The 25,362-nt window shown below is 63.5% G+C and carries 21 protein-coding genes, 3 tRNA genes and 2 pseudogenes; 15 read left to right on the forward strand and 11 right to left on the reverse strand.

Going from position 1 to position 25,362, the window contains the following annotated elements; translation table 11 throughout:
• Positions 1-87: 87 nt before the first annotated feature.
• From EA798_RS02955 to EA798_RS02965, 3 genes are all read right to left on the reverse strand, one after another.
• Positions 88-1,680: a sensor histidine kinase gene (locus EA798_RS02955; protein WP_122097994.1), complete on the reverse strand. Its 1,593-nt coding sequence runs from the start codon at positions 1,678-1,680 to the stop codon at positions 88-90.
• A complete protein-coding gene (locus EA798_RS02960; protein ID WP_106157564.1) occupies positions 1,670-1,903 on the reverse strand; it encodes a PP0621 family protein in 234 nt (77 codons plus the stop codon). The genes EA798_RS02955 and EA798_RS02960 overlap by 11 nt, the downstream gene beginning before the upstream one ends.
• A 112-nt stretch (positions 1,904-2,015) precedes the next feature.
• On the reverse strand, positions 2,016-3,005 hold the full coding sequence (locus EA798_RS02965) for an outer membrane protein assembly factor BamD (protein WP_106157565.1): 990 nt from the start codon (positions 3,003-3,005) through the stop codon (positions 2,016-2,018).
• 205 nt (positions 3,006-3,210) lie between these two features.
• Between EA798_RS02965 and rluD the strand changes: the two genes are divergently transcribed.
• The 6 genes from rluD (at position 3,211) to EA798_RS02995 (ending at position 8,088) form a co-directional block, all read left to right on the forward strand.
• A complete protein-coding gene (rluD, locus tag EA798_RS02970; RefSeq protein WP_122097995.1) occupies positions 3,211-4,185 on the forward strand; it encodes a 23S rRNA pseudouridine(1911/1915/1917) synthase RluD in 975 nt (324 codons plus the stop codon).
• Positions 4,182-4,919, forward strand: a complete 738-nt coding sequence (gene pgeF, locus EA798_RS02975) for a peptidoglycan editing factor PgeF (RefSeq protein WP_208643704.1) — start codon at positions 4,182-4,184, stop codon at positions 4,917-4,919. The genes rluD and pgeF overlap by 4 nt, the downstream gene beginning before the upstream one ends.
• A gap of 165 nt (positions 4,920-5,084) precedes the next feature.
• Positions 5,085-7,649, forward strand: coding sequence for an ATP-dependent chaperone ClpB (gene clpB, locus EA798_RS02980; RefSeq protein ID WP_122097997.1), 2,565 nt, complete (start codon positions 5,085-5,087; stop codon positions 7,647-7,649).
• A 196-nt stretch (positions 7,650-7,845) separates the two neighbouring features.
• Positions 7,846-7,921: transfer RNA gene (locus EA798_RS02985), tRNA-Asn, on the forward strand.
• Positions 7,922-7,930: 9 nt separating this feature from the next.
• Positions 7,931-8,007 (forward strand) — tRNA-Pro (locus tag EA798_RS02990).
• Positions 8,008-8,012: 5 nt separating this feature from the next.
• Positions 8,013-8,088, forward strand: a tRNA-Lys gene (locus EA798_RS02995).
• Positions 8,089-8,201: 113 nt separating this feature from the next.
• On the opposite strand, the gene EA798_RS03000 is transcribed toward EA798_RS02995, so the two are convergent.
• The 3 genes from EA798_RS03000 to EA798_RS03010 all read right to left on the reverse strand — a co-directional run bounded on the left by EA798_RS03000 (position 8,202) and on the right by EA798_RS03010 (position 12,105).
• Positions 8,202-9,497, reverse strand: coding sequence for an NAD(P)/FAD-dependent oxidoreductase (locus EA798_RS03000; protein WP_122097998.1), 1,296 nt, complete (start codon positions 9,495-9,497; stop codon positions 8,202-8,204).
• Positions 9,498-9,550: 53 nt separating this feature from the next.
• Positions 9,551-9,724 (reverse strand): DUF3094 family protein, encoded by a 174-nt coding sequence (locus EA798_RS03005; RefSeq protein ID WP_015275657.1) that lies wholly within the window; start codon positions 9,722-9,724, stop codon positions 9,551-9,553.
• A gap of 122 nt (positions 9,725-9,846) precedes the next feature.
• Positions 9,847-12,105, reverse strand: coding sequence for a DUF1631 domain-containing protein (locus EA798_RS03010; RefSeq protein WP_122097999.1), 2,259 nt, complete (start codon positions 12,103-12,105; stop codon positions 9,847-9,849).
• 430 nt (positions 12,106-12,535) lie between these two features.
• On the opposite strand from EA798_RS03010, the gene nadC reads away from it, so the two are divergent.
• Entirely contained in the window at positions 12,536-13,384 is an 849-nt protein-coding gene (gene nadC, locus EA798_RS03015) for a carboxylating nicotinate-nucleotide diphosphorylase (protein WP_122098000.1), read from the forward strand.
• A gap of 47 nt (positions 13,385-13,431) precedes the next feature.
• Here nadC and EA798_RS03020 read toward each other — a convergent pair whose 3' ends face one another.
• Positions 13,432-13,863 carry a Z-ring associated ZapG family protein gene (locus EA798_RS03020; protein WP_106157572.1) on the reverse strand — a complete coding sequence of 144 codons (432 nt, stop codon included), beginning with the start codon at positions 13,861-13,863 and terminating at the stop codon, positions 13,432-13,434.
• A gap of 138 nt (positions 13,864-14,001) precedes the next feature.
• Here EA798_RS03020 and EA798_RS03025 point away from each other — a divergent pair, with 138 nt between their 5' ends.
• The 3 genes from EA798_RS03025 (at position 14,002) to zapE (ending at position 17,296) form a co-directional block, all read left to right on the forward strand.
• Positions 14,002-14,628, forward strand: coding sequence for an alpha/beta hydrolase (locus tag EA798_RS03025; RefSeq protein ID WP_122098001.1), 627 nt, complete (start codon positions 14,002-14,004; stop codon positions 14,626-14,628).
• Between the two features lie 45 nt (positions 14,629-14,673).
• Positions 14,674-16,032 (forward strand): tryptophan--tRNA ligase, encoded by a 1,359-nt coding sequence (locus EA798_RS03030; protein WP_122098002.1) that lies wholly within the window; start codon positions 14,674-14,676, stop codon positions 16,030-16,032.
• A 169-nt stretch (positions 16,033-16,201) separates the two neighbouring features.
• Entirely contained in the window at positions 16,202-17,296 is a 1,095-nt protein-coding gene (gene zapE, locus EA798_RS03035; protein ID WP_106157575.1) for a cell division protein ZapE, read from the forward strand.
• A 143-nt stretch (positions 17,297-17,439) separates the two neighbouring features.
• Here the strand turns inward: zapE and EA798_RS03040 are convergent, their stop codons facing one another.
• Positions 17,440-18,429, reverse strand: coding sequence for a GlxA family transcriptional regulator (locus tag EA798_RS03040; protein ID WP_122098003.1), 990 nt, complete (start codon positions 18,427-18,429; stop codon positions 17,440-17,442).
• 155 nt (positions 18,430-18,584) lie between these two features.
• Between EA798_RS03040 and nfi the strand changes: the two genes are divergently transcribed.
• From nfi to EA798_RS20870, 5 genes and pseudogenes are all read left to right on the forward strand, one after another.
• A complete protein-coding gene (gene nfi, locus EA798_RS03045; RefSeq protein WP_122098004.1) occupies positions 18,585-19,313 on the forward strand; it encodes a deoxyribonuclease V in 729 nt (242 codons plus the stop codon).
• Between the two features lie 105 nt (positions 19,314-19,418).
• Positions 19,419-19,970, forward strand: coding sequence for a 1,6-anhydro-N-acetylmuramyl-L-alanine amidase AmpD (ampD, locus tag EA798_RS03050; RefSeq protein ID WP_122098005.1), 552 nt, complete (start codon positions 19,419-19,421; stop codon positions 19,968-19,970).
• 16 nt (positions 19,971-19,986) lie between these two features.
• Complete coding sequence (gene ampE, locus EA798_RS03055) at positions 19,987-20,823, forward strand: regulatory signaling modulator protein AmpE (RefSeq protein WP_122098006.1); 837 nt, start codon at positions 19,987-19,989, stop codon at positions 20,821-20,823.
• Between the two features lie 1,231 nt (positions 20,824-22,054).
• Positions 22,055-22,258 (forward strand): annotated as a pseudogene (locus EA798_RS20865) (HAMP domain-containing protein); the annotation flags it as partial.
• 288 nt (positions 22,259-22,546) lie between these two features.
• A pseudogene (locus tag EA798_RS20870) lies at positions 22,547-23,116 on the forward strand (methyl-accepting chemotaxis protein); the annotation flags it as partial.
• Between the two features lie 12 nt (positions 23,117-23,128).
• On the opposite strand, the gene EA798_RS03065 reads toward EA798_RS20870, so the two are convergent.
• Genes EA798_RS03065 through ada form a run of 3 tightly spaced genes read right to left on the reverse strand, consistent with a single transcriptional unit; the run spans position 23,129 to position 25,298 of the window.
• Positions 23,129-23,914 (reverse strand): TatD family hydrolase, encoded by a 786-nt coding sequence (locus tag EA798_RS03065; RefSeq protein ID WP_122098008.1) that lies wholly within the window; start codon positions 23,912-23,914, stop codon positions 23,129-23,131.
• 49 nt (positions 23,915-23,963) lie between these two features.
• Positions 23,964-24,206 (reverse strand): hypothetical protein, encoded by a 243-nt coding sequence (locus EA798_RS03070; RefSeq protein ID WP_106157582.1) that lies wholly within the window; start codon positions 24,204-24,206, stop codon positions 23,964-23,966.
• Between the two features lie 51 nt (positions 24,207-24,257).
• Positions 24,258-25,298 carry a bifunctional DNA-binding transcriptional regulator/O6-methylguanine-DNA methyltransferase Ada gene (gene ada, locus EA798_RS03075; protein WP_122098009.1) on the reverse strand — a complete coding sequence of 347 codons (1,041 nt, stop codon included), beginning with the start codon at positions 25,296-25,298 and terminating at the stop codon, positions 24,258-24,260.
• Positions 25,299-25,362: the final 64 nt, after the last annotated feature.

Raw genomic sequence — 25,362 nt, forward strand, 5'->3', positions numbered from 1 at the left:
CCGGTGAGCATGTTAACTCCCCGGAGGCCGCCGTGGCTGCCGCTTTGGTCGATGTGTGATGTGTTGCCAGCAACCGGTCCGCGAGGTTCAGCCCAGCTTGCGCGGGTGGGAAAAGACGATGCGGAAGCAGCTGCCCCCCTCGGGCCGTTCGCGATAATCCAGGCGTGCCTGGTTGCTCTCGCACAGCTCGCGCGAGAGATAGAGTCCCAATCCGGTGCCCTTGCTTTCGGTAGTGAAAAAAGGCTCGAACACGTTATGCAGCTGCTCGACGGCGATGCCGGGCCCGTCATCGAGCACGTCGACGACGGGTAGATCGGTGGTTTCCTCGCGGTACAGGCGTAGCCAGACCTGCGCGCGCTCATGTTGCTGGCCGCTGTAGCGCAGGCCGTTCTGCACCAGGTTCGTGAGGACCTGCGTCAGCTGGTTGGGGTCCATGCGCGTCTGCAGCGAACTGCCGATGGTTTCCAGATGCACCGTCTGCTGAGCGTTGAGCCCCTGGCGATACTCGCTCACGAAGCGGTGCAGCCAGTACTTGAGGTCGAGCAGCTGCGGCTCGGCCTGACGTCGCCGTGAGAGTTGCAGGACGTTCTCGATCACCAGATTCATGCGCCGCGAGTGATCCTGGATGATCTGCGCCAGGCGCCGGTCGGGCCCGTCCAGCTCTTCGGATTCGTGGAGCAGCTGTGCGGCATGGCTGATGGCGCCCAGTGGATTGCGGATTTCGTGGGCAATGCTGGCAGTGAGGCGGCCGAGCGAGGCGAGCTTGAGCTGCTGTGCCTTCTGCGCGATCTGCGAGGTGTCTTCGAGAAACACCAGCGTGTCCAGCTTGTTGCCGTGCTGAAGGGCGGCAAAGCTCGGCTGGAGGGTCGGGCCGCCTGCGATGGCCTTGAAGTTCCTTGGGCGCAGGGTCGGGTTGTCACGCCACTGCTGCAGTGCCTTGAGCAGGTCGGGGCAACGCGGCGCCAGGCGTTCGCCAGCCAGCGAGTCCTGGCCGAGCAGCTGTAACGCGCCCTGGTTGGCGAGCAGGACGCGCTCCTGAGGGTCCAGCACCATGATGCCGGTACGCATGCGCTGAAGAATCAGAGCGTTGAGGGCCTCGAGGTTGGCGACTTCTTCGGCACGCTGGCGTGCCAGCGTCTCGCTGACCTGCAGGCGTCGGGTCAGCCCTTGCACAAGCAGCGCCGCGGCAAAGCACAGCGTGCCGAGCGCACCGGCCTGTACGTACTGGCTGCTCGCTTCCGGCCGGCTCACGCTGAGGTAGAAGGTCAGATAGATCAGTCCGGTCGCCGCCACCGCCGCGATGAAGAAGCCGACCCTGCCTCGCAGCAGGATGTTGGCGATGGCGACGGCGACGATCAGCAGGTTGCCGATGCCACTCGGCGTGCCGCCTGCGAAATAGAACAGTCCCGACAGCAGGATCACGTCCATCAACGCCAGGCCAAGCACGGACAGATCGCGCTCGGGGCTTTGCACCAGCACGGCGACCAGCATGTTGAGGATCAGGTAGAGCCATGCGCCATACTGGAACGCCTGCGGATTGCTCATCTGCAGCAGGTCGTTGTGCAGGTCGGCGCTGATCAGCAGGACCAGCGCGAGGCCGATGGTCAGGCGATAGAGGTGATACAGGCGAAGGATTCGCCGTCCCTGGTCGCCGAAGAAGGTGAGATTTTCAGCGCCCACCAGCGTTGCTGTCCTGCTCCAGGTGAGCGCGGCTGCAATACCAGCGGTCCTGCGACTGTAGCGCCTGGTCCTGAGGTACGTGTACGCCGCACTGGGCGCAGCGGACCATCGGCAGCGTAGTCTGGTGCGGCTTTGCGGCGGCCTTCTTTTGCACAAGGCGGCGCCAGAGCCAGAACGCGGCGGCGATCAGCGCGATCCAGAACAGCAGTCGAAACAGCCCCATATCGATTCCTTCCTGTTAAGCGTGGCGACCGGTCGAGCCAGGGCCGGTCCTGGCCCTTTGTAGCGCTGGCGCCGTGCGGTGTATTTGTCGCTCCGGCGCCAGGGCAGCGCGCTCAGTCGAACAGGCCGAAGGTAAGGCGGCTCCACCAGGAACGTTTCTGCTCCTGCTGCTCCACGTCCTTGAGCACCGGGCGCAGCTCTTCAGGCAGGTCGCGCGAGGCATTCTCGTACTGACGCAGTACGTCGCGGTTGGCGCGCGAGGTATCCGGGCGCGGCGCCTCGCCTTCGATGAGGCCGAGGGTCGCCTTGCTCAACCAGCTACGGTTGTCGTCTTCGCGCTCGACGGGCGTGAACTTGCCGCCTTCCAGCGTGGCGTGATCCGGGTAGTTGAGCTGCAGGGTCTTCAGGCTGGTGTCGGCCAGGTCATCGAGGCCGAGACGCTGATAGGCTTCGGTCATCACGGCCAGACCGTCGGCTACGGCGGGGGTGCCCTGGAAGTTCTCCACCACATAGCGGCCGCGGTTGGCCGCTGCGACATACGCCTGGCGCTTGAGGTAGTAGTGGGCGACGTGAATCTCGTTGGCTGCCAGCAGATTGCGCAGGTAGATCATGCGCGCCTTGGCGTCCGGTGAGTAACGGCTGTTGGGATAGCGGCTGGTGAGCTGGGCAAATTCGTTGAACGAGTCGCGTGCGGCGCCCGGGTCGCGCTTGGTCATGTCCAGCGGCAGGAAGCGGGCGAGCAGGCCGCGATCCTGATCGAAAGAGGCCAGCCCCTTGAGGTAGTAGGCGTAATCGACGTTCGGGTGCTGTGGATGCAGGCGAATGAAACGCTCTGCGGCCGAGCGTGCGGCTTCCGGCTCGACGTTACGGTAATAGGCGTAGATCAGCTCGAGTTGCGCCTGCTCGGCGAAGCGACCGAATGGGTAGCGCGACTCCAGTGCCTTGAGTTTGCTGATGGCGCTGGTGTAGCTCTTATTGTCCAGGTCGGCCTGTGCTTGCTGGTACAGCTCGACTTCGCCAAGGTTCTCGTCGACGGTTTCGTTGGATGAACAGGCGGCGGTAAGGGCGAGAATGGCGATCAGCAGCAGGTGTTTCACTTGCATGGCGGCTTGCGTCCCTGTGACGGCTGGCTGTCTCGCGCGGAGCCGTCCTGTTATGATGAGCGCCCCGGTGCGCCGGGACAAAGACGCCGTATTTAAACACAAGCGTGTAGCCGAAACCAAAGGCCGCTCCGCCATCTGCGGTCCCCGGGCCCATCCGTCACCAACGGATGCCGCCTGCCTCTCTCAGACGAACCTATCTCGCCGTATGTCCACGACTTCCAAACAGGCCATTCAACTCCGTGCCGAGGTGCCGTTTGACCTTGGCGGGCAACGTCTCGATCAGGTCGCGGCGCAGCTCTTTTCCGAACACTCGCGCTCGCGTCTTGCCGCCTGGATCAAGGATGGTCTTCTGACCGTAGATGGCGCCGTGCTGCGCCCCCGTGACACCGTGCATGCGGGCGCGGTGCTCGAATTGAATGCCGAGCAGCAGGCACAAGGCGAGTGGGTGGCACAGGACATCCCGCTCGAGATCGTCTACGAGGATGATCAGATTCTGGTGATCGACAAGCCTGCCGGGCTTGTTGTGCACCCTGCGGCCGGGCATGCCGATGGCACACTGCTCAACGCGCTGCTGCACCATGTTCCAGGCCTGATCAACGTACCCCGTGCCGGCATCGTCCACCGCCTGGACAAGGACACCACCGGCTTGATGGTGGTCGCCAAGACGTTGCAGGCGCAGACCCGCCTGGTCGAGCAGTTGCAGGCGCGCAGCGTCAGCCGCATCTACGAGGCGATCGTCATCGGCGTGATCATCACCGGTGGCACCATTGATGCCCCGATCGGCCGTCACGGCCAGCAGCGCCAGCGTATGGCCGTGGTCGAAGGCGGCAAGCCGGCGGTCAGTCATTACCGCGTGCTGGAGCGCTTCCGCTCGCACACCCACGTTCGGGTCAAGCTGGAGACCGGGCGTACCCACCAGATCCGCGTACATATGACTCATCTCGGCTATCCACTGGTGGGTGATCCGCTGTATGCCGGGCGCTTCCGCATTCCGCCGGCGGCGAATCCGACGCTGGTGCAGACACTTCGCGAGTTCCCGCGGCAGGCCCTGCATGCCCGCTTCCTCGAACTTGATCATCCGGTGACCGGGCAGAGGATGAAATGGGAGTCGCCGCTGCCCGACGACTTCGTCTGGCTGCTGACCTTGCTGCAACAGGATCGCGAGGCGTTCGTCGGGTGAGCCGCTGGGGCGAGGACTGGCTGCTGCCCGAATGGCCCGCTCCGGCCAATGTCCGCGCCTGTGTTACCACGCGTCGGGGCGGTGTCAGTCGTGCCCCGTTCGACAGCTTCAATCTGGGTGACCACGTTGGTGATGAGCCGGCCGCGCTGTCCTGGAATCGCCAGCACCTTCAGGATGTGCTCGGTTGCCAGCCAGTCTGGCTGGAGCAGGTGCATTCGAGCGTGGCTGTCCAGGCTGCTCCGGGAAATCGCGCGACTGCCGATGCCAGCTGGAGCGAGACGCCTGGCCTGGCCTGTGCGGTACTGACCGCCGACTGCCTGCCTGTATTGTTCTGTGATCGCGCGGCGACCCGTGTCGCGGCTGCGCATGCTGGTTGGCGGGGGCTGGCTGGCGGCGTTCTCGAAGCAACGCTCGAGGCATTGGCGGTTCCTGCCGGTGAGGTGCTCGCCTGGCTGGGGCCGGCGATCGGGCCGGCGGTATTCGAGATCGGCCCCGAGGTGCGCGAGGCATTTCTGGCACAGCATCCAGCCGCTGCCGCAGCCTTTGTGCCAAGCGCCAACGCCGGGCGTTTCGTGGCGGACCTCTACCAGCTTGCACGTATCCGTCTGGCGGCTGTTGGCGTTCATGCGGTCTACGGTGGCGGGCTGTGCACCTTCAGCGATGCGCGTTTCTACTCTTACCGTCGTGCCTCGCGCACAGGGCGCTTCGCCAGCCTCATCTGGCTGGCACCCTAAGACGCCACTCTCGCCCGGCCGGCAGTAGCTCTGCGGTCCCGGCATGACATGCATCAATGTCATCCGCCTTGAATCCTCAACAATCATCCTCATCTATGCTGCATCTCGCGGGTTTGTGTGGCGCGATTCACGGTGCCGGCCCGCTCTACTTGAGGATGAACATCCATGCGTATCGATCGATTGACCAGCAAGCTCCAGCTTGCGCTCTCCGATGCCCAATCCATTGCTGTCGGCCTGGATCACCCCGCCATCGAACCGCTTCACCTGATGCAGGCATTGCTGGAGCAACAGGGTGGGTCGATCAAGCCGTTGCTGATGCAGGTTGGCTTTGACATCAACGCGCTGCGCCAGGCCCTGACCAAGGAGCTCGACCAGCTACCCAAGCTGCAGAACCCAACTGGCGACATGAACCTGTCGCAGGATCTTGCCCGCTTGCTCAACCAGGCTGATCGCCTCGCCCAGCAGAAAGGCGACCAGTACATCTCCAGCGAGCTGGTGCTGCTTGCAGCGCTGGACAGCAGCACGCGTCTGGGCAAGTTGCTGCTGGCCCAGGGTGTCAGCAAGAAGGCGCTGGAGAACGCCATCAACAACCTGCGCGGTGGCGATGCAGTCAACGACCCCAATGCCGAGGAGTCGCGGCAGGCGCTGGACAAGTACACCGTCGACATGACCAAGCGCGCCGAGGACGGCAAGCTCGATCCGGTGATTGGTCGCGACGATGAAATCCGCCGCACCATTCAGGTCCTGCAGCGGCGCACCAAGAACAACCCGGTGCTGATCGGTGAGCCCGGCGTGGGCAAGACGGCCATCGTCGAAGGGCTGGCGCAGCGCATCGTCAATGGTGAGGTGCCTGACGGGCTCAAGGACAAGCGCCTGCTGGCGCTGGACATGGGCTCGCTGATCGCCGGTGCCAAGTTCCGCGGCGAGTTCGAGGAGCGCCTCAAGGCCGTGCTCAACGAGCTGTCCAAGCAGGAAGGCCGCGTCATCCTGTTCATCGACGAGCTGCACACCATGGTCGGTGCCGGCAAGGCCGAGGGCGCCATGGATGCGGGCAACATGCTCAAGCCGGCCCTGGCGCGTGGTGAGCTGCACTGCGTCGGTGCTACCACGCTCGACGAATACCGCCAGTACATCGAGAAGGACGCCGCGCTGGAGCGTCGCTTCCAGAAGGTGCTGGTCGACGAGCCGAGCGAGGAGGACACCATCGCCATCCTCCGTGGCCTCAAGGAGCGCTACGAGGTGCACCACGGGGTGACCATCACCGATGGCGCGATCATCGCAGCGGCCAAGCTCAGCCATCGCTACATCACTGATCGTCAGCTGCCGGACAAAGCCATCGATCTGATCGACGAAGCCGCCAGCCGCATCCGCATGGAGATCGATTCCAAGCCGGAAGAGCTCGACCGCCTGGACCGACGTCTGATCCAGTTGAAGATCGAGCGTGAGGCGCTGAAGAAAGAGGACGACGAGGCCACCAAGAAGCGCCTGGCCAAGCTGGAAGACGACATCGCCAAGCTGGAGCGCGAATACGCCGATCTGGAAGAAATCTGGAAGTCGGAGAAGGCCGAGGTGCAGGGCTCGGCGCAGATCCAGCAGAAGATCGAGCAGGCCAAGGCCGAGCTCGAGGCGGCGAGACGCAAGGGTGATCTGGCACGCATGGCCGAGCTGCAGTACGGCATCATTCCGGACCTCGAGCGCAGCCTGGAGATGGTCGATCAGCACGGCAAGAAGGAGAACCAGCTGCTGCGCAACAAGGTGACCGACGAGGAGATCGCCGAGGTGGTTTCCAAGTGGACCGGTATTCCCGTGTCGAAGATGCTCGAAGGTGAGCGCGACAAGCTGCTGCGGATGGAAGACATGCTGCACACCCGCGTCATCGGTCAGCACGAGGCGGTGGTCGCTGTATCCAATGCCGTGCGTCGCTCGCGTGCCGGGTTGGCTGATCCGAACCGGCCAAGTGGCTCGTTCCTCTTCCTGGGCCCTACCGGGGTCGGCAAGACCGAGCTGTGCAAGGCACTGGCCGAATTCCTCTTCGATACCGAGGAGGCGATGATCCGCATCGACATGTCCGAATTCATGGAGAAGCATTCGGTCGCCCGCCTGATCGGTGCGCCGCCGGGTTACGTCGGCTACGAGGAGGGCGGCTACCTGACCGAAGCGGTGCGCCGCAAGCCCTACTCGGTGGTGCTGATGGACGAAGTGGAGAAGGCTCATCCGGACGTATTCAACGTGCTGCTACAGGTGCTCGAGGACGGTCGTCTGACCGATAGCCACGGCCGGACAGTGGACTTCAAGAACACCGTGATCGTGATGACCTCGAACCTGGGATCGACACAGATTCAGGAGCTGGTCGGTGATCCTGATGCGCAACGGGCTGCGGTAATGGATGCGGTGGCTCATCATTTCCGGTCCGAGTTCATCAACCGTATCGACGAAGTGGTCGTGTTCGATCCGCTCGGTCGCGAGCAGATCGCCGGTATCGCTGATATTCAGCTGGGCCGCCTGCGCAAGCGTCTGGCTGAACGGGAGCTGAGTCTGGAGCTCAGTCAAGAGGCAATGGATAAGCTGATCGCCGTTGGCTACGACCCGGTTTATGGTGCGCGGCCGCTCAAGCGTGCCATTCAGCGCTGGATCGAGAACCCGCTGGCGCAGCAGATCCTCTCGGGTCAGTTCGCGCCTGGCAGCAGCGTCAAGGCTCGGGTAGAGGGCGAGCAGATCGTTTTCGATTGAGCAATGCAGTGGCCTGTGGGGGTGGAGCCATCCCTGCAGGTCACGCCAAGCGGCGCAGTGTTTTCACCGAACTGCAGGGTGAACGCAAAGTGTTGTAAGGAATCGTATTTTTAGGGTTGACAGGCGAGCCGGGAACCGTAAAATGGCGCGCCTCTGAGGCGGTAACGTAACGCCGAAGAGCTGGAATTGAAGTTGTTCCGCGATAGCTCAGTCGGTAGAGCAAATGACTGTTAATCATTGGGTCCCAGGTTCGAGTCCTGGTCGCGGAGCCAAATTCCAATCGGGGTATAGCGCAGTCCGGTAGCGCGCCTGCTTTGGGAGCAGGATGTCGGGAGTTCGAATCCCCCTACCCCGACCATTTTTGGGTCGTTAGCTCAGTTGGTAGAGCAGTTGGCTTTTAACCAATTGGTCGTAGGTTCGAATCCTACACGACCCACCATACGAGCTTGTTCGGCAAGCATGAAAAGCTGGCTTTCCTCACGGATGGCCAGCTTTTTTTTGCCCGCGATTTATCGCTCTTGCTGGCGCACCCGAAGGTGCGCCGGTTCGGCATCAGTGAAGCTTCAGGCGCGGCTCGGTGGTGCGGCTCAGCTTGTCGCCGAGCATCATCAACAGCGTTCGCGGTACGCCATACAGCGCGATCTGATGCATGCGGTACAGCGAGATATAGAACATTCGCGCCAGCCAGCCCTCGAGCATGACGTTCCCGGTCAGGTTGCCCATCAGATTGCCCACGGCCGAAAAGCTCGATAGTGAGATCAGCGAGCCGTAATCCTTGTAGCGGTAGGTAGGCAGAGGCTTGCCTTCCAGTCGATTGCGGATCGAGCGGGCCAGCATCGAGGCCTGTTGGTGTGCCGCCTGCGCGCGAGGCGGAACGTTGCGGTCGCTGTCCGGCTGTGGGCAGGCGGCGCAGTCGCCAAAGGCGAAGATGTTGTCGTCGCGTGTGCTCTGCAGTGTCGGGTGTACAACCAGCTGGTTGATGCGGTTGGTTTCCAGCCCGTCGAGTTCGTGAAGGAAGGCCGGGGCCTTGATTCCGGCGGCCCAGACCTTGAGGCTGGCCGGCACGAACTGGCCCTGCTTGGTCTGCAGGCCTTCGGCGGTCACTTCGCTGACCGCGGCGCCTGTCAGTACCGTGACGCCCAGGTCCAGCAGCGTCTGGTGCACCGGTTGGCTGATTCGCTCGGGTAGTGCCGGCAGTACCTTTGGGCCCGCCTCGATGAGGGTGATCTTCACGTCTTCGGGCTTGATCCCATCGAGGCCATACGCGGCCAGCTCCTTGGCGGCATGCAGCAGTTCTGCGGCGAGTTCGACGCCGGTAGCGCCAGCGCCGACGATTGCCATGCTGATTTCGCTCGAGGCGCCCTCACCGGCGTGCGCCTTCATATAGTGGCTCAGCAGCTGCCGGTGAAAGCGCTCGGCCTGCTCGCGGGTGTCGAGGAAGATGCAATGCTCGGCAGCGCCAGGGGTCCCGAAGTCATTGGTCGTGCTGCCGACCGCGATGACCAGCGTGTCGTAGCTCAGTGAGCGCGAGGGCACCAGTTCCACCCCGAACTCGTCGCGCGTCGCTTCCAGGCGAATGCATTTGTTGGCGCGATCCAGGCCCGCCATGCGGCCCATCTGGAACTCGAAGTGATTCCACTTGGCTTGCGCCACATAGTTCAGCTCGTCGGCGGAGGAATTCAGCGAGCCTGCGGCGACTTCGTGCAGCAGAGGCTTCCAGATATGGGTGAGGTTGGCGTCAACCAGGGTGATCCGGGCTCTGCTGCGCTTGCCAAGGGTTCTACCCAGACGGGTAGCGAGCTCCAACCCGCCGGCGCCACCGCCGACGATTACGATCCGATGTGACATGGGATTGACTCATAGCTGCAAGGAAATCTGCGGCGCGACGGGGCGAGCGAGGCTCAAAGCACCAGTCGGCTCAGTAGGCGGCTCAGAAGCCCGAGGCCAAGCACCACGGCCAGCACGACGAGCAGCAGGATCCAGGGGCGAAACGGCTGGCGCTCGACCTGGTGCTGCGGAGCGCGGAGGTAATCGTCGACGCGCTGCTGGTCTTCGGGGTTCAGGCGGCTGGGCATAGGCACCTCGAATGGAATGCAGGCATTCTAGCTGTGCAGAGTCAAAAGCCAAGCGCGAAGTGCGGCGCTTTGCCGCGTGATGGAGCGATGAGCATGCCGGGGCAGCATGCTCATCGGTGTGGTCAGGTGTTCTTCAGCTTGCGAAGATTGCCAATCACTGACTCGAGGGCGCGGTCGAACAGCAGGGTGTCGTTGAGCAGCCGAATGGCGCCACGCTGGAACTCGGTCGCCAGACCCATGCGAGTCTTCTCCAGGACTTTCATGCCGGTGCGGTTGACGAAAATATACTTGCCGGTGGGCTTGATCACTGCAGCCAGCTTGCAGCGCAGCTTGTGTTCCTCGTCCTCCTGGAATTCCACCCAGCTGCCGACTCGCAGGTTATCGACCTGAATCAGTGCCTCGTCGTTATCCGGCAGGCTGATCTCGGGCTCCTGCTCGCGGCTTTCTCCCGGCGCAAGCAGTACGATCTGGTCGACCACTTCGACCATTGCTGGCGCGGTTTCGGCTGCGGTCGGCTCTGTATCCGTTGCTGCAGAGTCGGCTGGTTGCGTGTCGCCTGGCTGCAGCTGCGGCTGCTGAAAACGCTGCAGCGTCTGGACGTGAAGCGCTTCGAGCTGCGTAAAGAAGTCGCCAGTGGAGAAGGGGTCGAAGGCGGCACTGACCAAGCCTTCGCGCAGGGATTTGAGCAGGCTCGGGACCAGCTCCAGCAGGCGTGCTCGCGATACGTCATCCTCGTGCGGTGTAACGCTCCACACCAGGTCATCCATGGTGTCGAGAGCGGCCTGCCACTCCTCGGACTGGGTGCCATGTTTCAGGCAGGTCAGTAGCAGGACCTTGCTCCAGGCTTCTTGCAGCAAGCGCACAACGACTTCGGGAAGGGTTCTGCCGAGCAGGCGCTGGTTCAGCGCGCGCTCCACTTCCTGGCGCGCGATTTCGGCCTTTGCGCGGCCCTCTTCGGCATCACGGGTGCGTTGTTCCAGCAGCTCGCTGCGGCGGCGCTCGTCACCGGTAAAGGCAAGAAAATCAGCCAGCAACTCGGAAAAAATGGCCGGGTCATCGACAAAATCGTTGAGCAGGCGCGCAACGATCTGCTCGATCTTCTGGTACAGGCTGTCGCGCTGCGCCTCGTCCTGGTCGCCCCAGCCCATCGCCGCGGATGCGATCTCATTGAGTAGCCGCCTGGCTGGATGGCTGCCGCGGCTGAAGAACGTCTTGTCCAGTACCGCGACCTTGAGCAGTGGGATCTGCAGACGGCCGATCAGCGCCTTGAGCGAATCCGGCAGGGTGCGATCGTCGAGGATGAACTCGAACAGCATGGATACGAGGTTGATCACGTCGTCGTCGATTTCGCCTACGACGCGTGACTTGCCCGTTTTTGCGCTGACTCGGCTCAACAGGTTGGCGAGTTGCTCCTGCAGATCGAAATCGTCGACGGTCTGCGGTGCCCTGGCTTGCATGTGTGACAGCAGGCGAAGCAGGTCTGCGCTGGAGATCGGAATGGCGTCGCTCGGAACGCTGCGGGCAGGGAGAATGCTAGTGCCGCGAAGTTCGGAGAGCAGGTTGTGCAGGGCGCTGAATGCGGCCTCCTGCAGTCCCTCATCAGCGTGTGTAGATTGACCACCCAGGGGGGTAGTCGCTGAGTGACTGCCTGTTGGCGCTCCAGGGCGCTGCTGGCGACGCGGCGGCGCTGACTGCAGTTCCGGTAGAATGCCCGCCGCCACCAGGGTCTGGTTCGCTTCGGCGTACAGCTGGTCGATATCGCCGAGTACGTATTTTTCGAAGAGCTTGAAGATGATCAGCTTTACCTTGATCTCCACGCCCAGGCTGCTGCTCGCTTCGATGAAATGGTCGCAGAGTGCATGTGGACCCAGCGGGTTGCTCTTGTCATCGAGCTTCTTGCTGATCAGCGCATTCATCCGCGTGGTCAGATGGGCCAGCGGCTGCGCGGCGCGAGTCATGACCTTGGCGACCATGGTGTCAATGGCAACCGATTCTTCGAGTTCGTCGTTCTGTACCAGCGACAGGCTGTCGAAAGAGACGCTGTCCATGGCGGGCGGCTTGCCGATCTCGTACTGGTTCAGCTTGGCGAAAGCGTCGAACAGCTGTTGCAGAAAGCCGCGCTCGATGTTGCGGCGCTTCATGCGCAAGTCGCGCATCGCTTCGAAAAAGGCGTTTTGTTCGGCGTTGCTCGTCGCTCGGTCAGCGATTTCGAAAAGCGAGTCGTCAGCGTTGTCGAACAGCGACTGCAGAGCCTGGCGAAGTTGCTGAGCAGCCTTGTCGCGCACGCTAATCAGCGCCACGGGCAAGCGGCCTGCCGGGGAGGAAGGCTTGTGCTCAGGGGCGGCCTTGTTCAGGTGCACCACTTTCGCGTCGGTTCGCATCGAGACTCTCCTGCTGTCGCCTGCTATTTGGGGCGGACACAACGCCAGATTTCCAGCAGCGTCTTAATAAAGTAACCAAGTCGGCAGGGCAAGGCGGAAGGTACCGGGCGAGACCGCAGTCTAGTGCGGTTTTTTGTCATGTCGAACCGGATCCTGGCGCAGCATAGCCGAGCGGTATGATTTTACAACGGCGCTTCGTCAGTAAGGTGTCGCCATTTGCGTGGCGTCAATTTCTTAGACGGCATTATAAGCATCGATTGCATGTGCCAAGCCCGGTTTTTCATTGGACATGACTTGGCTCACAGATACTCGCAGGTTTTCCGCCGAGAGGTAAAAAAGCTCGGTCTGAAGGCACGAATCCGGTTGGCAGGTTGGTGCTATCGCTGACGTGTCCAACCTTTATAATCCGCGCAATTCCGAGGAGCCCGCCATGCCGAATCTCACCCTTGCCGATTTAACTGCTGAAATCGAGGCCAACGTGCGTCGAGCGCTGACCGAAGATGTCGGTAGCGGCGATATCACCGCGCAATTGATTCCGGCCGAGAGGTTGGCCCACGCCTCGGTCATCACCCGCGAGGCGGCGGTGGTGAGTGGCACCGCTTGGGTTGACGCGGTATTCCGCCAGGTCGACTCGCGGGTGGCGGTCCATTGGCAGGTCACCGATGGCGAGCGGGTCGAGGCCGACCGGGTTCTGTTCCAGCTCGAGGGGCCCGCACGTGCGCTGCTCACTGGCGAACGCAGCGCGCTGAACTTCCTGCAGATGCTATCCGGTGTCGCGACGCGTTGCCGGCATTACGCCGACATGGTTTCCGGTACCGGTGTGCGCTTGCTCGATACGCGCAAGACGATCCCGGGGCTGCGCCTGGCGCAGAAGTACGCGGTCACCTGCGGTGGCTGCCATAACCATCGGATCGGGCTTTACGATGCTTTCCTTATCAAGGAAAACCACATCGCCGCCTGCGGTGGAATTGCCGAAGCCGTTGCGGCCGCTCATCGCATCGCGCCGGGCAAGCCGGTGGAGATCGAGGTGGAAAGTCTGGACGAGCTCGAGCAGGCGCTGTGCGCTGGTGCCGATATCGTCATGCTGGATGAGCTGAGTCTGGACGACATGCGCACTGCGGTCGCCATGACCGCGGGGCGGGCCAAGCTGGAGGCGTCGGGTGGCATCAGTGATGAGACGCTGCGCAGCGTGGCGGAAACCGGGGTGGACTACATCTCCATTGGCGCGCTGACCAAGCATGTACGCGCCGTGGATCTGTCGATGCGGTTGCGTCAATAAGTAAGGGGTTGCGTTGCCTGGCGCAGAAACTGCGCCAGGCGGAGAGGTCAGTGGCGGCTCTTCAGGCCGAAGTTCTCATGCAGCGTGCCAGGAGTGTCGTCGCCTTTCGGGGCGTAATCCTTGGGCGGCTCGGTGAAGGTCGGCGACGACAGGCGCTCGCGGGTGCCGTGATTGTCCTCGCTGTGCAAGGCTGCCATCAGGCGCTGGCGGGTCTGCTCGTCGAGTGCCAGGCGACTGGCGCCGTCGGACAGGTGATCCTGAATGTCCTGGTAGTTGTTGGTCAGCTTGCGCAGCAGGCTGGCGGTGGTGTTGAAGTGGGTGACCACCTCACTCTGATAGGTGTCGAAGCGTTCCTGCAGGTCATCGACCTGACGCTGTGTACGGTTCGGTGCGCTGCTGCGCGCCACCAGATAACCGATGGCGATGCCGGCGATCAGGCCGACGATCGGGAGCAACCAGGTCGCGAGGGTCTGTTCCACGAGTCCTTCCTCTATATAAACGGCTGTGCTTACGTTAACGTCTCGTACCTGCTCTGTATACCGCAACGCGAGGCGGCGGTTGTTGGCAGCTAGTTAGCAAGACGAGTCGACTCGTCCCAAGGTCACGGAGTTCCTGCTTTGTTGAAACGCGAAACCCCTCTCTCCCTCGACGGTCCCTGCGGCGCCCTGGAAGCGCTGTATTTCGATCAGCCTCAGCCGACCGGCCTGGCGTTGATCTGCCATCCGAACCCGGTCAAGGGCGGCACTATGCTCAACAAGGTGGTGTCGACCCTGCAGCGTACCGCGCGCGACGCAGGTTACTGCACGCTGCGCTTCAACTACCGAGGCGTGGGCGGCAGCGCCGGCGCGCACGATATGGTCGAAGGGGAAGTCGATGATGCCGAGGCCGCATTGCGCTGGCTGCGGCAGCAGCAACCCGAGCTGCCGTTGACGCTGCTGGGGTTTTCCTTCGGTGGCTTCGTCGCCGGCAGCCTGGCGGCGCGCCTAAAAGACGAGGGGCAGGGTGTGCAGCGTCTGCTGATGGTGGCACCGGCCGTGTCGCGGCTGAACAGCCTGTCACTGGCGGACGATTGCCGGCTCACCATCATCCAGCCAGAGCAGGATGAGGTGATTGAAGCCGAGTCGGTATATGCCTTTTCCGCCGCGCTGCAGCACCCCCACGAGCTGCTGAAAGTGGCAGAATGCGGCCACTTTTTTCACGGCAAACTGGTGGAATTGAAAGAGCTGGTCGCACCACGCCTCTAGCCGCTGCTTTCGTTCTTCAGTACGCAACGATCGAGATACCGCTGAATGACTACCCGAATCCTTACCGGCATCACGACTACTGGCACACCGCATCTGGGCAACTACGCCGGTGCGATTCGCCCAGCGGTCCTCGCCAGCCGTGATGCGGCCGCCGATTCCTTCTATTTCCTGGCCGACTATCACGCGCTGATCAAATGCGATGACCCGCTGCGCATCCAGCGTTCGCGTCTGGAGATCGCTGCGACCTGGCTGGCGTGTGGGCTCGACGCCGAGCGCGTGACCTTCTATCGCCAGTCCGATGTGCCGGAGATTCCGGAGCTGACCTGGCTGCTGACCTGCGTCACCGCGAAGGGGCTGCTCAATCGCGCCCATGCCTACAAGGCCTCGGTGGACAAGAATGTCGAGAATGGCGAAGACCCGGACGCCGGCGTAACCATGGGCCTGTACAGCTACCCGGTGCTGATGGCAGCGGACATCCTCATGTTCAATGCGCACAAGGTGCCGGTTGGCCGCGATCAGATCCAGCACGTGGAAATGGCCCGTGACATCGCCCAGCGCTTCAATCACCTGTTCGGCAACGGCCGCGAGTTCTTCACCCTTCCCGAAGCGGTGATCGAGGAGGGCGTCGCCACGCTGCCCGGTCTCGACGGGCGCAAAATGTCCAAGAGCTACGACAACACCATTCCGCTGTTTGGCAGCGCCAGGGAGCTCAAGGCGGCGGTCGCGCGCATCGTCACCGACTCGCGCCTGCCGGGCGAGCCGAAGGACCCGGACAACTCCCACCTGTTCACCCTGTACCAGGCGTTCGCCACCGCGCAGCAGCAGGCCGCTTTCCGCCAGGAACTGCTCGACGGGCTGGCGTGGGGCGATGCCAAGCAGCGCCTGTTCGAGCTGCTCGATAACGAACTGGGTGAGGCGCGTGAGCTGTATCACCAGCTGATCACCAAGCCCGCCGAGCTGGAGGATATCCTGCAGGCAGGCGCGGCCAAGGCGCGCCGGATCGCTACGCCGTTTCTCGGCGAGCTGCGTGAGGCAGTTGGCTTGCGCAACTTCCGCAGCGAAGTGAAAAGCGCGGCGCCAGCCAAGAAGAAATCCAGCAAGGTGGCGCGTTTCGCCAGCTTCCGCGAGGCAGACGGTGCCTTCCGTTTCCGCTTCTTTGCCGCCGACGGCGAAGAGCTGCTGCTGTCCCGCCCGCTGAGCAACCCAAAGGCCATTGGCAGCCTGACCCAGCGGTTGATTGCCGGCGGGCCGGACGCGCTGGAACTTCGCGAGGACGAAGGCGATCAATTCACTCTGTGGCTGGACGACGAATGCATCGCCGACAGTCCGCACTTCGAGAGTGCCGAGGCGCTCGATGCCGCCATGTTGCGGGTGCGCGAGGCGCTGGCCACGCTCGTCGAGTAAGGCTGCGCGGCCATGGCGGAACGCACCGATTGGCTGCGTTCCGCTGCCTCGTGAAGGTCTCCATGAACGGGTGTCCCAGGAGGGCTGACGCTTGAACGACCTGAGTAAATTGCCAACCACCGAGGGCGCGGCTAAAGTGTCGGCCCCGTTTCACTACCCAGACTCCGCCATGACTCCTCTTGAGCGCTATCAGGCCGACCTGAAACGTCCTGACTTCTTCCACGATGCCGCCCAGGAAAACGCGGTGCGTCACCTGCAGCGTCTGTACGACGATCTGGTGGCAGACGATCGCAGCAAGAGCGGCTTGCTCGGCAAGCTGTTCGGCAAGAAACAGCAGGAGCCGATCAAGGGCATCTACTTCTGGGGCGGCGTTGGCCGCGGCAAAACCTATCTGGTCGACACTTTCTTCGATGCGTTGCCCTTCAAACAGAAGACGCGCACGCACTTTCACCGCTTCATGAAGCGCGTGCACGAGGAAATGAAGACGCTCAAGGGCGAAAAGAACCCGCTGACCATCATCGGCAAACGCTTCGCCGACGAATCGCGGGTGATCTGCTTCGACGAGTTCTTTGTCTCCGATATCACCGACGCGATGATTCTCGCCACGCTGCTCGAAGAGTTGTTCAAGAACGGTGTCAGCCTGGTGGCGACGTCCAACATCGTCCCGGACGGGCTGTACAAGGACGGCCTGCAGCGTGCGCGCTTCCTGCCCGCGATCGAGCTGCTGAAGAAGCACACCGAGATCGTCAACGTCGACAGCGGCATCGACTATCGTCTGCGCGCGCTGGAGCAGGCCGAGCTGTTCCACTTCCCCCTCGATGCCGAGGCCGAACAGAGCCTGGAGCGCAGCTTCAAGAGCCTGCTGCCGGAGAACTGCCGGGTCGTGAACAACGATGCGCTGATGATCGAGAATCGTGAGATCCGCGCCGTGAAGACCGGCAACGACGTGGCCTGGTTCGAGTTCCGCGAACTCTGCGACGGCCCGCGTAGCCAGAACGACTATATCGAGCTGGGCAAGATCTTTGGCGCCATCCTGCTGGCCAATGTCGAGCAGATGAACGTCGCCAAGGATGACATGGCACGCCGCTTCATCAACCTGGTGGACGAGTTCTACGACCGCAACGTCAAGCTCATCATCTCCGCCGAGGTCGAACTCAAGGACCTCTATACCGGTGGTCGTCTGGAGTTCGAATTCCAGCGCACCCTGAGCCGCCTGCTGGAAATGCAGTCCCACGAGTACCTGGCTCGACCGCACAAGCCCTGACCATACGCTGGCCGCGGATACCCTCCGCGGCCAGCGCCGCTGCCTCGGGGCCGCTTGCGTTACGGCTTCGTAGCGGCGGTCTCGCCCGTGATGGGCGCGGCATCCTGCGTCAGCAGGGCCGCATTGGCTTCTCCATGGTTCCCTTACGACTCGGGCCGGTATTTCTGCCGGTAGTGATTGGGTGACAGCTCGGTGTGCTGGCGGAACAGGCGAGCGAAAAAGCTGGCATCGTCGTAGCCCACTTCATAGCTGATCGTCTTGATGCTCTTGCCGGTGGTGGCAAGCAGGCTCTTTGCCGTCTCGATCCGCAGTCGTTGCAGATAGTGCAGCGGCTTGTCGCCGGTGGCGGCCTGGAAGCGCCGCATGAAGTTGCGAATGCTCATGCCGTGCTGGCGCGCCACATCCTCGAAGCGGAATTTCTCGGCGAAGTTCGCTTCCAGCCACTCCTGAATCTGCAGAATCCGCGTATCGAGGTGCAGCTTCTGCCCGCCGAAACCGAGCCGCCCCGGGCTGTAGCTGCGTTGCAGCTCGAACAGCACATCGCGGGCCATGCCCTGCGCCACATGCGCACCGCAAAAGCGCTCGACCAGGTACATGTACAGGTCGCAGGCCGAGGTCGTACCGCCGGCGCAGTAGAGGTTGTCGCTGTCGGTGAGGTGCTTGTCGGCGCTGAAAGTCACAGCGGGAAAGCGTTCGGCGAAATCATTGGCGAAGCGCCAGTGGGTGGTCGCTTCCCGCCCCTCAAGCAGGCCGGCCTGGGCCATCCAGAAGACGCCGGTGGCTTCGCCGCAAATGACGCTGCCGGCAGCGTGTCGCTCGCGCAACCACGGCGAGACTTCCGGATACTGCGCGCAGAGTGCATCGAAATCGCCCCAGAATGCCGGCAGGATCACCATGTCGGCTTCGCCGAGCAGGCCATCGACCGCTATGCCTGTGCCGCTGAAAGTGTTCACCGGCTGGCCGTCGGGACTGACCAGGCGGGTTTCGAAAGCGGGGGTCAGGTCAAGGCCGATTTGCCTGCCATAGCGCAGGCTGGCCATGTGGAAGAAATCCTTGGCCTGCATGAGTGTCGAGGCGAACACTCCTTCGGTGGCCAGTATGCTGACGTGTCTGATGGAGGCGTGATTGGGCATGCGATTCTAATTATTGTGTGGAGTAACAGGGTGAAACTGCCGTCTGGCGGCTGGAGCGTCCTATTTTTCCACTGCGCTGTCCAGTCCGACTGCTGCAGATCGGCTGAACCGTTGTACCGGCATGGCGTCGAACCGCTGATGCACAGGAGCGAACCATGAGCGAAAACAACCCGTATCCCGCCGCCCCGTTCGGCGATTGGGACGGCAGTCCGGCAGCCGCGCGAGCGATGCAGCTGGCCTTGGCCTCGCAGGTGCGATTGCAGGACGATTTTCCGCCGCTGCGCCTTATCGCCGGGGTGGATGTAGGCTTCGAGGAGGGTGGCAGCATCACCCGGGCGGCGGCGGTGCTGCTGGATGCCGACACGCTCGAACTGGTTGGCAGCAGCCTGGCGCGCATCCCGACGAACATGCCTTACATCCCGGGCCTGCTGTCTTTTCGCGAGCTGCCGGCCGTTCTGCAAGCCCTTGCCGAGCTGCCTGCCGTCCCCGACCTGATCTTCTCCGACGGCCATGGTATCGCCCACCCGCGGCGCCTTGGCATCGCTGCGCACCTGGGCGTGGTCACCGGCCTGCCTACCATCGGCGTGGCGAAGAAGTTGCTGACTGGCGAACATGACGAACTCGGCCTTACGCGCGGCGCGCAGGTGGCGTTGCGCGACAAGAAGTCCGGAGAAGTGATTGGCTGCGTGCTGCGCAGCAAGGACAAGGTGCGGCCGCTGATCATCTCGCCGGGCAACCGGGTGAGCATCGCCACGGCGCCGGAGCTGGTCATGCGCTACCTGACGCGCTACCGCCTGCCCGAACCGACGCGTCTGGCCGATCGGCTGGCGTCGCGGCGGGAAGAAAAGGCTGCCGCGCGGCGCATGTCGGGCATGCTGGAGTAGCCAGCAGCAGTTGTAACCGGGATTGCCACGGGCTGCAGCGGTGCTTGCAGCTGGCGTCTCGCAGGCGCTAGCCTGCTGACCATGCTGTCAGCATGGACCTTCACGATGCATCTGGATCGCGCCACCGGCTGGTGTCATGGCGTCCGCCACTGCCCGTCACCAAATTTCAACCAGCGTCCGGCCGGCGAGATATCCCTGCTGGTGATTCACAACATCAGCCTGCCGCCAGGCCAGTTCGGCACCGGCAGGGTCCAGCAGTTCTTTCAGAACGCACTGCAGCGCTGCGAGCATCCTTTTTTCGAAGAGATCGCAGGGCTGCAGGTCTCGGCGCATTTTCTCATCGAGCGTGATGGCGCGGTCACCCAGTTCGTCTCCTGTCTGGACCGTGCCTGGCATGCCGGCGTGTCCTGCTTCGACGGGCGCGAGGGCTGCAACGATTTTTCCATCGGTATCGAGCTGGAAGGTACGGACCACGAGCCCTTCAGTGACGCGCAGTACCGCGCGCTGATCGAACTCTGCCGATTGCTGCAAGGCGCTTATCCCGCCATTACACCCGAACGGGTGTGTGGCCACAGCGATATTGCCCCGGGCCGCAAGACCGATCCCGGCCCGGCGTTCGACTGGCAGCGGTTGCGCGCGGCTTTCATTACCTGCTGACGAAAGGAAAAGAGCGATGAGTTTTCTGGTAATCCTGCTCGTGCTGCTGGTGGACAAGTTTTCTGATTGGCGTCCGCGCGTTCAACATGACGGGCCCTGGCTGGCGCGGCTGCGCCAGGCGGAGAGCAATCAGCGCTTGCAGCGTGCGCCCTGGCTCGCGCTGCTCCTGCTGGTGCTGTTGCCGGTGCTGCTGTTGGGCCTGTTGCTGGCGGCGCTGGAGCCGCTGGCGTATGGCTGGCTGAGCCTGCCGCTGCATCTGCTGATCCTGCTCTACAGCCTCGGTCGTGGCCATGCCAAGTCCGAGCTTGGCGCCTTCCGCGACGCCTGGCGGCGTGGCGACCAGGAGGCTGCGGCACTGGCCGCCGAACGTGACCTCAGCTTGCAGGAACAGGATCCGCCCAGCCTGCTGCAAGCGGTGCAGACGCGGCTGTTGTGGAAGAGCTATGAGGGGTTTTTCGCCGTCATTTTCTGGTACCTGCTGCTGGGCCCGATGGCGGCGCTGGCCTATCGGCTGCTGGCGCTGTGTGCTGAACATGCTTCGCTGGACGGCCTGCGCGAACGTGCCGAGCAGTTACGCCATGCGTTCGACTGGCTGCCGGTGCGCGTACTGCTGGGCAGCTTTGCCCTGGTCGGCAACTTCGTCGCGGTCAACCGGGCGTTGCTCCACGAGCTGCTGAGCTGGGACGTACCAGCGCGGCGCCTGCTGGCCGATGCAGGGCCACTGGCCGCCGATCTCTCACCTTCGATCGATGGCGAGGCGGGCATTGCCCGGCTCGATGGCATCGCCGCCCTGCTGGTGCGTACCCGGGTGTTCTGGTACGCCGTGATCGCTGTTCTGACCATCCTCGCCTGACCTGGAGCAGGCTCAAGTGAATGGCCCTCCATCAAACTGCTGGATGGCCGTTCGCTGCCCGACAGGCCGCAGCCTGCGAGCCAGAGCGGCTGCGCTTGCAATGGCTACCATCCGTCCGGTAGCCATCATTTGGCCATTACCTTAAGTTACAAAAGCACCTACCGATATCCCGTATAACCCGGGCAGATGCCACTCTCTGACGAGCCCTGCTGCGCGTTGCAATTGCGTGCAAGCCCATACCAATAAAATTGGGAGACGTCGTGTGAATAGCCTGTTGTATCCCGCGATCGCGTTCATGAACCGCCTGAGCTTCGGCATGAAGTTCAGCCTGGTCAGCGTCCTGTTCTTCGTTCCCATGCTGCTGAGCAACTACTACCTGGTACGTGATTCGTACCGGGCGTTCGTCGGCACCCGTACCGAACTGCAAAGCCTGGAGCTGCTCGGCTCGACCTTGCAGGTGCGGCGCAGCATGGAAGACTGGAAGGACCTCGTGCGGATCGAGTCGATCATCGGTCAGACCGGCAATGTCGAGGCCCTGCAAACCCGCCTGAACCGTGTCGAAGGTGAGCTGGCGACGCAGTTGCAGGCCCTTGCCCCGGTTGGCGATGCGCCAGAACAGGTCGCCGAGTTCAATGCCCGCCGCGATGAGCTGGTGGCGGGGCTGAATGCCGCCCAGGCCGAGCAATCGCTGCAATCCAAGGCCGCGATGGCGGAAACGCTGCTGGGTCAGTCGCAGGTGATGATCAAGCTGGTCGCCGGGCAGTCGGGCCTCAGTCAGGACCTCGAACGCGAGGTTCGCCTGCTTGCCGAGCTGTTGACCACGGTGACCCCGGCCATCAGCGCAGCGCTCGGCGAAGGCCGCGCGGTGGGCTCCTACACCTTCGGCCAGGGCTACCTGAATTCGGATGCCAGCAATACGCTCGACAACCTCGTGCTGGAGCTGGAAAAGCAGCAGGCGCAGTACGCCGCTCAGCTGCAGGACGCCCTCGGTGCGAGCGCAGCCGCGCGGCGCAAGCTCGAATCGTTCGCCACCGCCAGCCGGGAATCCCTGCAGGCGAGCAGCGACATCCTGCAGGACGAGGTGATCATGGCCGATGCGCTGGATCGGCCGTGGGAGCAGTTCTACGAGCGCATCAGTGCCGAGATGGCGAAAACCTACCAGCTGAACGATGCCATCCTCGGTTTCCTCGAAGTGGAGCTGGCCGAGCGGCTGGAGCAGAAGCGTCTGCTGATGACCCTGCTGATCTCGGCAGTGGCCATCGTGCTCTGTCTGGTCGCCTATCTGTACGCCGGCTTCTATGCCTCGACACGCGCCTCGCTGCGCAGTCTGGGCAAGATCATGGACAAGGTTGCCGCCGGCGATATGACCGCGCGCTATCAGGTGCAGAGCCGCGACGAGCTCGGCGAGCTGGGACAGGTGTTCAATACCACCGTGGCGCAGGTTCGTGAGCTGATCGAGCGGGTCGGCCAGACGGTCGCCGAGGTGGAACGGCAGGCGCAGCGGGTCGAAAGCGTTTCTGGCGAGAGCAATCAGACCGTGTCCGAGCAGCGCGGCCAGATCGAGCAGGTCGCAACGGCGATGAACGAGATGTCCGCCACGGCCCAGGAGGTTGCCAGCAGTGCCGAGGCGGCGGTGGGCAGCGCGCAGAGCGTCAACGAGGAAACCGTCAGTGGACGGGCGCTGGTGGTGGCGCAGGTCGGTGGCATCCAGCGCCTGGCTGGCGAGATCGAACAGTCGGTGCAGGTGATCAATCAGCTGGCCGGCGACAGCAAGGCGATCAGCCAGGTGCTCGACGTGATCAAGACCATCGCCGAGCAGACCAACCTGCTGGCGCTCAACGCGGCCATCGAGGCTGCGCGCGCCGGTGAGCAGGGCCGCGGGTTCGCGGTGGTGGCCGACGAGGTGCGCGGGCTGGCGCAGCGGACGCAGAAATCGACGGCGGAGATCGAGCAGATGATCGCGCGTCTGCAGAATGGGGTCGGCGCCGCGGTTAAAACCATGCACGCCAGCCATTCGCTTGCCGAAGACACGGTTGGTCAATCCGGGCAGGTGGAGCAGGCGCTGGAGAACATCCTCGGTGCGGTGGGGCTGATCGTCGATCAGAACCAGCAGATCGCCGCCGCGGCCGAACAGCAGACGGCCGTGGCGCACGATATCGATCGCAACATTGTCGCCATCAACGAGGCTGGCCAGCGTACCGCCGAGGGTGCCGGGCATACCGAGCAGGCCAGTCGCGAACTGTCCCAGCTGGTCGGACGTCTGCAGCAGCTGATCAGCGCGTTCCGCGTCTGAGTGCCCTACCGCTCAGGGCCGTGGCCAGCCGAACAGCTCGCAGCTGTTGCGATAGCTGGCAGCGGCCAGCTCTTCGGCGCTGACGCCTTTCAGATCGGCCAGCATCCGGCAGATGTCCGGCAGCAATTCCGGACTGTTGCGTTCGCCGGCATAACCGGCCGGCGGTATGTCCGGGGCGTCGGTTTCCAGCACGATGGCGTCCAGCGGCAGCTGTTTCAGCACCCGGTGCATGCGCTGCGCCTGTGGCCAGGTTCCGGCGCCGCCAAGGCCTAGCTTGAATCCCAGGCGCAGGTATTCCCGAGCCTCTTCCCAACTGCCACTGAACGCGTGCACGACACCCGCGCGTGCCAAGCCGTGCCGCTTGAGCGTGGCGATCATGGGGGCATGCGCACGGCGTACGTGCAGCAGCACTGGCAAGGCGAAGTCCGCGGCCAGCGCCAGCTGCGCGTCGAGCAGTTCGTGCTGCCGCTCCACGTTCGGGTCTTCCACGTAGTAGTCCAGACCGATCTCGCCGATGGCGCAGAGCTTGGCGTTGCCGTGCAGGCGCTGCAGCCAGCCGCGCAATTGCTGCACATGCTCGTCCCGATGCGCTTCGATGAACACCGGGTGCAGGCCCAGCGCGGCATACACATTTGGCTGCTCGCAGGCCAGCTGCCAGACACGCTGCCAGTTGGCTTCATGTACACCGAGCACCACGATGCGCTCGACGCCGGCGTCCTGGCTGCGAGCAATGACCTGCGCCCGGTCGTGATCGAACATCTCGAAGTCGAGGTGGGTGTGGGTGTCGATCAACTGCACGAGCAGACTCCATGTGGTCCGGTGGGCGGGCGGTAATGCTACATGGCCTTCAGCGGCTTTCCTCTTCGATCTGGATGTCGCTGACGCCCAGCTCGTTGAGTCGACTGGCCTCGCTGGGGCGGATCGGATTTTCCCAGGGCGCGTCGACGGCGGCGCGCGGCTCACGAACGTGATGCAGCAGAATTTCCAGCTCGGCCTGCTCCAGCCCGGGTACTTCGAACGAGCTGATCAGCAGCGATGCGGGCTCGCCGTTGATGCGGTAGTGGATGCGGTAACGTTTCAGATCGGTCATGGCGGGCTTCCTGCGGTGGGTGCGCTGATACATCCGACCGCCGAAAACCGCTCAGGCTCCCGGCTCGTCTCGGGCTTCACGCTCGAGCAGCGCCGCCTTGCGCTGCAGGCCCCAGCGGTAGCCGGTCAAGGCCTGCTGGCTGCCGACCACGCGGTGACAGGGCACCAGCAGTCCGACCGGGTTGCTGGCACAGGCGCGCGCCACTGCGCGGGCATGGCTGCCGAGGGTTGCGGCCAGTTCGCCATAGCGCCGCGTCTCGCCCGCCGGTATCTGCTGCAGCGCCTGCCAGACGCGTTGCTGGAAGGCCGTGCCGCGCAGATCGAGCGGTAGCTGGGCGGCACGCTGTGGCTCTTCCAGTTGCGCGATGATCGCCTGCAGCCATTCACCCAGGCCGGCCTGGTCGCGCTGCAGCTGCGCGGCGGCGAAGCGCGACCGCAGCTCCTCTTCCAGCGCGGCTTCGTCATCGCCGAACAGCAGGGCGCAGATACCTTTGTCGCTGCCGGCGATCAGCAGCATGCCGAGCGGGCAGGGCGCAAGGGCGTAGCGCAGGGTTTCGCCTGCACCCTTGCGGCGGCGCTGGGCCGGGGTCAGCGCCTGTGCTTCGGCATAGGGCGCGCGGGTGCCCGAATAGCCGGCGGCAAGCGCCGCGTCGAGAACCGAATCGGCTTGTGGCAGGCGAGCTTCCAAGCGCTCGCGGCGGCGTGCTGCGGCCCAGGCGTGGGGTGTCATACCGGTACGGGCCTTGAAAGCACGCGACAGGTAGGCCGGCGACAAGCCGATACGCATCGCCAGCTGCTGCAGCGGCAGCGGCGCCTCGGTTTCATCGAGCAGGCGGCAGGCCGCGACCACCAACGCATCGAGCTGCTCGCTCGGACTCGGGCCGCAGGGCGAGCAGCGTCGGCATGGGCGAAATCCGTCGGCTTTGGCCTTCTCGGCGTCGGTGTAGAACACCACGCGTTCGCGCGCCGGCCGGCGTGCCGGGCAGCTGGGGCGGCAGAAAATGCCGGTCGAGCGCACGGCAAACACGAAGCGCCCATCGAAGGCGGCATCGCGTTCACATAGCGCTTGCCAGCAGCGGTCCTGGTCGAGCATGGCGTGACTCCCTGGTTGATGCTGCGATTGTCGGACCTGCGCAGGTCGTGCGCCAAGCCAAAGC

Origin of the sequence: Pseudomonas songnenensis (assembly GCF_003696315.1) — a bacterium.
Taxonomy (GTDB): Bacteria; Pseudomonadota; Gammaproteobacteria; order Pseudomonadales; family Pseudomonadaceae; genus Stutzerimonas; species Stutzerimonas songnenensis.